Here is an 8360-nt window from a genome sequence, read left to right on the forward strand (position 1 = left end):
AAAAACCTGACTTTAGTATGTTAAAATGATTTTTTGGTTTCTTAATGAAATAAAATAAATGCAGATTGAAAGCCTGTTTAAGTCGGCTGGTTTACATATACGTGATGCGCAGCTTGAAATGATTCAAGCGATTAAAAAGTCGTTGGACGGTGGTCAAAAACTTGTTGTTGAAGCACCAACCGCAACAGGAAAAAGTTTTGCTTATATTTTAGGTGCACTTTGGGCGAATCAATCAAGCTTAAAAGGCGATAAAGCACAAAAAAATAAAAAAAACATTGTCATATCAACGGCAACAGTTGCATTGCAGGAGCAGCTTTTTTTTCAGGACTTACCCTTTATTCAGAAGCTTTTATCTGAAAATGGTGAGCAGAAGTTTACTTATATGCTGGCAAAAGGCCGATCACGCTATTTATGCCTTAGAAAGTTATATCACTTAGAAGAGAAAGATGACGTAGTTTTAAAAGAAGCAAAAGACTTAGAAAATCAATTTAATAAAAAATGGGATGGTGACTTTGATAATTTAGAGCAGCCATTAAATCGTGAGTTATCCAAGGCGATTTATAATAACAGTAGTGCTTGTTCTTTTTCACGTTGTGAGTATTATCAGGATTGCCCTTTTTTTGTTGCACGACAGGGCTTAAGAAAAACAGATATTATTGTTACTAACCATAGTTTGTTGCTCTCACATTTAGATTTAGGCGATGGAGCGATTTTACCTAAATTTGATCAAAGCATTTATATCATTGATGAATGTCATCATCTTCCTGATCGAGCGTTAAGCGCTTTTTCAGCAAGCGCGACATTATTTGGTTCCCAAAGCTGGATAAATGATGTCGATAAACTTCTAAATGCGCTGCCTGTGGCACTTGTTGATCGTAATCGCCGTCAGGATTGGCAGGCGATTTGCAAAAAACTTGTCCAAGACTTAACGCAAATGCAGCAATATATTGATGCCTTATACCAAACACAAGAAAAAGAAGAAGGGGTATGGCGAATTAAGTCGCTGGATTCACAGGTGCAATTATTAAGCGTTGAGATTAAAAAAGGTGCTGCATTATATGCCAACCAATGTGATCGCTTAAAAAGCGAGCTGGAAAAGTTTATTGAAAAAAGTCAAATCCATAGCCATGAGTCGTTGGAAAAGCAGTTCACACAATTGGGCTTTTTATTAGAGCGCGCACAAAATCTACAAATGTTATGGGCATTGATAAGTAATGTACAAAGCACCCCGCCCATTGCTAAGTGGGTAAGCTTGCATGGTGAGAAAAATATAAGCACACAGCAACATGAGCTTGCGAATTTAAATCACCAGGATTATGAAGTTCATGCCTCACCCATTGAGGCGGCTTCATTATTGAAACAAATGTTCTGGGATAATGTTGTCAATGGCGTTATTTTATGCTCGGCAACGGTTCGTGCCTTAGGAAAGTTCGATCGTTTTTTAAATGCCACAGGGCTTCGCAATCAGGCGGATACTTTGTTGCTAAATTCACCGCTTTTATATCACCACTCTACCTTACAGATTGCAGATATGAAATTTTTGCCGAATAATCAAAAAGATCATATTCAAGAGACAATTAAACTTTTCAATGAACAATATTTGCAAGGCTTTGAGAAAGGTGTACTTGTTCTATTTACCAGTATTTATGCGATGGAAGCGGTCTATCAAGGGCTTTTGCCATCGATTAAACGAATTACGCAAGTCCAAGGTGATCGGTCTAAACAGATGATGATTAGTTTGCATAAAAAACGTATTGATAGTTTAAAACCCTCAGTTATTTTTGGTGTCGATAGTTTTTGTGAAGGTGTAGATCTTCCAGGGGATTATCTGGCAAGGCTTATTATTCATAAACTTCCCTTTTCTGTTCCAACAAATCCCATTGATAAAACGCGTGCTGAGTGGCTGTTATCAATGAATCGAAAGCCTTTTATCGATATGTCTTTGCCACAAAGCTCATTAAAGCTTACCCAGATGGTTGGCCGGCTTGTGAGAACTGAGACGGATATAGGTGAGGTTATTATTTTAGATAAACGCTTAAAAACAAAATTTTATGGAAAATCGCTACTGGAAAACTTGCCGCCGTTTAAAATAATCTAGCAAGGCGCTTATTATATGAATTTATCAGAAATAAATTAAGGCTATCTACGGGGTTATGATGATGAGAAGGGAGGGGAGAGCGTCCCGTAGATAGTCTTAAACTTGAAACTTGTCTCAAAGAGCTGACAGTTGCAGCAATACCGAAAGAGAAGGGAGAGAGAAAAGTGCTTCCTACAGCTGCCATCACTCTTTGAGTAATTGCATGATCGCAAGGCAACATTAAGGAAAACTTAAGGGATATAAACTTTGGGATATTTTTTTAAAATTTAATTGTTTGATTATGATTTGATCAGATGTCTGTTTGCATCATATAACAATGGTATTTGTGGTTTATAGCAATGTCACATTATACTTAGCGATAGGGTAAATAGATAAAGAGCGTTTGCATTGATTAATCTATATCAGGAAAGTGACTATCAAAGAGCAGTACATGAGCCAAGGCAAAAAGAACACTTCACACCATTTCGCCGTGATTATGCCAGAGTGATTCATTCGGCTTCTTTTCGTCGGTTGCAAGGGAAAACGCAGATATTCCCTTGCCTTGAAAGCGAGTTTTTCAGAAATCGCCTAACACATTCGCTAGAGGTGGCACAGGTTGCAAAATCAATTGCATTATCACTTAATGGGCGATTTAACCTGAATATTGACACAGACCTCGTAGAAACAGCGGCACTTTGTCATGATATTGGTCATCCACCTTTTGGTCACAATGGAGAGAAAATCTTACATCAAAAAATGTTTGAATTTGGTGGCTTTGAAGGTAATGCACAGACTTTGCGTCTTTTGAGTAAAATGGAGAAAAAACGCTTTGAAGGCCAAGGGCCAATTCATTCAGGTAAAGACAATCGCTTTGGGTTGAATTTAACCTATCGATCGCTGGCAAGCATTTTAAAATATGATCATCTGATTCCTGGATATGTCGTTAATCGAGTCTCTGGGCCGATTAAAGGCTATTATGCAACAGAAAGTGCTTTGGTGGAAAAAATTAAATCCCACGTATTGTCAGGGATTGAGCCAAAGCACTATCAAGGGAAACCATTTAAAACTATCGAGTGTCAGATCATGGATTTGGCTGATGATATTGCTTATTCCACCTATGATATTGAGGATGCCTTTAAAGGTGAATTTTTAGATCCATTATCGATGATTGGTGCTGATGAGCGTTTATTACAAAAGGTGCAACAACAAGCAGAAAAAAATAATCTTTTATTAAGCATTAAGGAAATACAAAATATTATTCGCTCTATTTTTGATGGCATCATTGACTTTAATGACACGCAAGCGCAAATTTATCAACGTTCAAAGCAGCTTGCAAATTCAAGTTATCTTCGAACAAAATTCACCTCAAATTTAGTACATTACTGCATTTCTAATATTGCATTTTCATTGGATGAAAATTGTCCGTTGTTATCTAAAATCTATTTGCCAGAAAGCGTTAAAAAGCAGGTTGAAATTTTAAAGCTTTTTGTCTATTTTGCTGTAATCAGTGCGCCAAAGATGAATATTGTTCGTTATCGTGGTCGTGAAATTATTTCAACGCTATTTGATATTTTGATTAAAAGTACACCAAGCACTTCGCTTTTACCAGAGGATGTTGGTGAGATTTTTTACGCCTATGATGTCAATGATCATGCAAACCGTGCCAGGACTATAAGTGATTTTATTGCCAGCATGACAGATCGTTATGCTATTGAACTGTATAGTCGATTTAAATCAGATACCCCGCAATCAATATTTAAACCAGTGTGATTCAATTGATTGTAAAGAAACGGATTCACTGCTAAAAAAAATGGGTGTTATATGGAATCAAAAACAACTATTTTAAGAGCATAAAAAAGTGTGGTGACCTACCCACATTTTTGTGGCTCAATATAGACATCTTGAAATTAATGACCTTCCTACACTTTTGGAGACACTTTTTCTGTTTGTAATAATACTGTAACACATATATAGTATTGTTATCTTCAAGGATGTTTAGATAAGATAATCACATGGTAAAAAGGAATAAACTGTATTTTCTAGTCTGGTTGGTATGTTCATTAGGATTATTTGTTGACGGTTATGATTTATATATTATTTCTGTTGCAGAACCATTTGTGACAAAGTCGTTTCACTTAAGCCCTTTTCAGGTTGGCCTCATACAATCAAGTGCGATGATCGGTGCTGTTTTAGGGGCACTGATTATTGGCAGAGTAGCAGATCTTATTGGCAGAAAAAAATTATTAATGCTCAATTTATTATTTTTTGTTGGGGTTGCTATTGCTTCGGCTTTTTCCTGGAATGTGACGTCATTATGCATATTTAGATTTTTAATCGGCTTTGGTGTTGGTGCTGATTATCCTATCTGCGCTTCATATTTATCAGAGATGTCTAAAGGAAGCTCACGTTCACGTAACCTGGCTTCAGCCATGCTGGTGAATTGTGCTGCTGTTCCGATTGGTGTATTTCTTGCTTGGGGTGTGTTTAGCCTTTATCCTGGTGAAGGCGCATGGCGTGTGATGTTAGCAATTGGTGCCTTTCCTGCGCTTGTGGGTATAGTGTTAAGAGCTAAGCTGCCTGAGAGTTTTGTATGGCAGGCACATAAAAGGTTATCTAAAAATACAGCAAACAATATTGCCAATAAAAACAAGGTAAGATATGTTGATATTTTTTCTAAAAAATATATTCGAGGAACGCTGACATTAGCAATATGCTGGTTCTTTATGGATATTTCATATTATGGTATTGCTTTGTTTACGCCACGGGTACTGGAAGCATTAAATATTTCAAGTTCAGCGAACTTTATGACAGGCATGCATGATATTATATTAAGCACGTTATTTGTAAGTATTTTTGTTTTATTTGGCGCGGCAAGTTCGGTCTATTTAGTGAAGCGTGTTACGAGTGTAAGGCTTCAAAAGATCGGTTTTATCTTTGCATTTTTAGGTTTATTTATTATGTCATTTACATTTACACCATACACAAATATAAATCTGATTGTAATATTTGTTGGTTTTATATTGTTTAATTTCTTTATTAATATGGGGCCAGGTATTACGACATATATGTTGCCAGTGGAATTTTACCCGACACATATTAAAGCAACAGGCCATGGATTTTGTTCAGCTTCTGCTAAATTTGGCGCATTTATTTCAGTGTTGTTTATCCCGATATTACAAAATGCAATTGGTATTTACTGGCTGGTATTTTTATTATCACTTACCGCACTATCAGGGTATTTTTTATCGATGTTAATCCCTCATAGCCAGCCAGATGCTTCTTCAGGGGCAATCTGCGAGGAAGAATATTTAATTAAAGATCAACGTTTACAGACAGCATAATTATCTAGCACAGGAGGATAAATCACGTGAATTATATATTAACCAATGCGCAACTGGACTTTTGGCAACAGCATGGATTTATAAAGATTTCTCGCTTTTTAAGCAGAGAAGAAACTGAAAATCTACAGCGCTGGAGTGATGAATTATACGCGTTGCCAGAAACACCAGGGAAGTGGATGAAATATTTTGAGCATAGAGATGGTAAAAAGTTATTGTGCCGTATTGAAAACTTTTTAGATTATCATGATGGAATGAGTGATTTATTGCGTGGTAAAAATACGCTTAGCCTCTTATCTCAGTTAATGGGTGAGCCAGCCGTTTTATTTAAAGAGAAGGTTAATTTCAAGCTGCCAGGTGGAAATGGCTTTACACCACACCAAGACGCACCTGCCTTTATCTCTTTTAACCAAAAATACCATATTACCATGATGTTGTGTATTGATGATTCAACGATAGAGAATGGCTGCTTAAATATTGTTGAAGGTGGATTTGAAAAAGATCGTTTTATGCCGCAGAATTCAGATGGTTCAATTCTAGCGTCATTAAGCGATAAGTTTGAGTGGAAAGCGATTGAATGTAAAGCAGGTGATGTCTTGCTGTTTGACTCATATGTGCCACATTACTCAAAGTCCAATAATAGTAATAAGTCGCGTAGAGCCTTGTTTGTTACTTACAATAAAGCCTCTGAAGGCGGTTCTAAGCGACAAGCATATTATGCTGATAAGCGTGTAAACTTTCCACCTGAATGTGAACGCGATCCAAATAAAGACTACTCAAAAGGTGCCAGAATTTATAATGTTGCCAATCCAATTGGGAAATAATATGCAGGATTATATGATTGAGGAAACTGCACAAGCTAATGCAGATAAGCTTTTAGGCTATTTATATAATGCAGCTAGTAAAAATTATATTGGTGAGTGTGTTTCGCAAATTGCGCATGCATGTCAATGCGCGCATTTTGCCAAAGAACTTAACCATGGCATTGATGTTGAAATTGCATCTTTGCTGCATGATATTGGGCATTATTGTAATGATGTTTCTGAGCCACAAATGGCAGGTTTAGGCGTGATTAATCATGAGTGGATTGGCGCAAGAAAAGCTTTAGAAATGGGACTTAACCTGGAGGTTGCCATATTAATTGGCGAACATGTTAATGCCAAACGTTATTTGGCTGCAACAAAAACAGGATATTATGAAAGATTATCGCCTGCCTCTAAAGAAACATTAGGTTTTCAAGGTGGTAAGATGTCTAAAGCTGAGCAAGTAGCTTATCAAAGTCATGCATTATTTAAAAAGATACTACAGGTGAGAGTAAATGATGAAAAAGGTAAGGTTGAAAATTTAGAAACTGTCACACCAGCGCATTATCGTGAAGCGATTGCGAACCAGATACGTACCAATTTAAAAAAACAAGCGATTGATTTTCCCAAACAGATATATTTTGTAAGGCATGCCCAGGCAAATTCTCAACAGCCAAATGCTGGGCTTACTGAAAAAGGTGCAAAAGATGCTATTGATTTAATCGATTTATTAGATGATATTATTGGATCTCCAGTAGATTTAATTCTTTCAAGTCCTTTTATGCGCGCATTAAAAACGATAGATCCATATGCAAAAGCGCAAAATAAATTAGTGATACCAGATTATAGATTGCGAGAGTTTCACCCTTGTGATTTTCGTAATAGTAATTATGCCAATCATGAAAGAAAGAGTTTTTATAATTCAAGTTATAAGCTTGATAAAGATAGCCACACGCTATTTAAAGTGCAGCAGTTTGTCATGTCGTTAATTAATGATGTAAAAGCCAGTGTATTGAATAATTATATTGTCGTTACACATGGAAGATGGCTATCTGCTTTGTATAAAATAATTGATAAAAATATCAGTTTTAATGTTATTAAAAATCTTTCAAGGCCTGCAATCTTAAAGTTAACTATTTATCAGGAAAGACTGGCTTTGGAGGTATTATATAGTGGTGGGCCCTGCAGGACTCGAACCTGCGACCAACGGATTATGAGTCCGCTGCTCTAACCAACTGAGCTAAGAGCCCGAGAGACTTGAGCTATTTTAGCGCAACTGGACATTTTTGCAAGCTTTGTTTACTTTTATTCTGGATAAATTTCACTGGCTTGGCTGACGATTAAAGGGTCAGGGTCAATGGCGATTAGTGGATCTTTGTTACTATAGTCAAGCTGTGAGAGGATAAAGCGCATGGCATTTAATCGCGCACGCCTTTTATCATCAGACTTAATAACGGTCCATGGGGCAAAATCAGTATTAGTGTGTAAAAACATTTCTTCTTTTGCCTTCGTATAAGCATCCCACTTATCTGAGCTTGCTTTATCAATAGGGCTTAATTTCCATTGCTTTAATGGATGTGCTGCACGTGCCTTAAAGCGCCTTTTTTGTTCCTTATGGCTAACAGAGAACCAAAGCTTAAAAAGCTTAATACCACTTTGTACGAGCATTTCTTCAATTCTTGGTGCTTGTTGTAGAAATTGCTGATATTGCTCAGGCGTACAAAATCCCATCACTTTTTCAACACCCGCACGGTTGTACCATGAGCGATCGAACATAACAATTTCGCCAGCAGTAGGCAAATATCGAATATAGCGCTGGAAATACCATTGGCCCTGTTCTCTTTCTGAGGGCTTTTCCAAAGCAACAACACGAGCATAACGAGGGTTTAAGTGATCCATCATGCGCTTAATTGTTCCGCCTTTGCCAGCGGCATCACGACCTTCAAAAATAATTAATATTTTCTGGCCGCTTGATCGAATCCATTGTTGCATCTTCAATAATTCAATCTGCAATTGATATTTTTGGGTTTCATAAATCCTGCGTGGCATTTTTTCAGGATATGGATAAATATTCTCCGTGAAAAGCTCACGTTTTGAGAGTAGATCGAGTCGATGTTTTGTCATAAAATAGCGATGCCAGTT

The 8360-nt window shown here is 37.0% G+C and carries 5 protein-coding genes, 1 tRNA gene and 1 pseudogene; 5 read left to right on the plus strand and 2 right to left on the minus strand.

What is annotated here, in order from left to right:
- The first annotated feature begins 58 nt into the window (after nucleotides 1-58).
- From dinG to DNK84_RS15060, 5 genes and pseudogenes are all read left to right on the plus strand, one after another.
- Entirely contained in the window at nucleotides 59-2098 is a 2040-nt protein-coding gene (gene dinG, locus DNK84_RS08640; RefSeq protein WP_119344133.1) for an ATP-dependent DNA helicase DinG, read from the plus strand.
- Between the two features lie 387 nt (nucleotides 2099-2485).
- Nucleotides 2486-3847, plus strand: coding sequence for a dGTP triphosphohydrolase (gene dgt / locus DNK84_RS08645; RefSeq protein WP_119344134.1), 1362 nt, complete (start codon nucleotides 2486-2488; stop codon nucleotides 3845-3847).
- Nucleotides 3848-4089: 242 nt separating this feature from the next.
- Nucleotides 4090-5418, plus strand: a complete 1329-nt coding sequence (locus DNK84_RS08650) for an MFS transporter (protein WP_119344135.1) — start codon at nucleotides 4090-4092, stop codon at nucleotides 5416-5418.
- A gap of 26 nt (nucleotides 5419-5444) precedes the next feature.
- The gene (locus tag DNK84_RS08655) at nucleotides 5445-6239 is read left to right on the plus strand and encodes a phytanoyl-CoA dioxygenase family protein (protein ID WP_119344136.1); all 795 of its coding nucleotides are present in this window, start codon (nucleotides 5445-5447) and stop codon (nucleotides 6237-6239) included.
- A 13-nt stretch (nucleotides 6240-6252) separates the two neighbouring features.
- Nucleotides 6253-7281: pseudogene (locus DNK84_RS15060) on the plus strand (histidine phosphatase family protein); the annotation flags it as partial.
- Between the two features lie 110 nt (nucleotides 7282-7391).
- Here DNK84_RS15060 and DNK84_RS08665 read toward each other — a convergent pair.
- Nucleotides 7392-7468, minus strand: a tRNA-Ile gene (locus DNK84_RS08665).
- Nucleotides 7469-7523: 55 nt separating this feature from the next.
- Nucleotides 7524-8342 (minus strand): polyphosphate kinase 2, encoded by an 819-nt coding sequence (gene ppk2, locus DNK84_RS08670; RefSeq protein ID WP_119344137.1) that lies wholly within the window; start codon nucleotides 8340-8342, stop codon nucleotides 7524-7526.
- Nucleotides 8343-8360 lie beyond the last annotated feature (18 nt).

This window comes from Facilibium subflavum, assembly GCF_003574485.1.
Lineage (GTDB): Bacteria > Pseudomonadota > Gammaproteobacteria > Francisellales > Francisellaceae > Facilibium > Facilibium subflavum.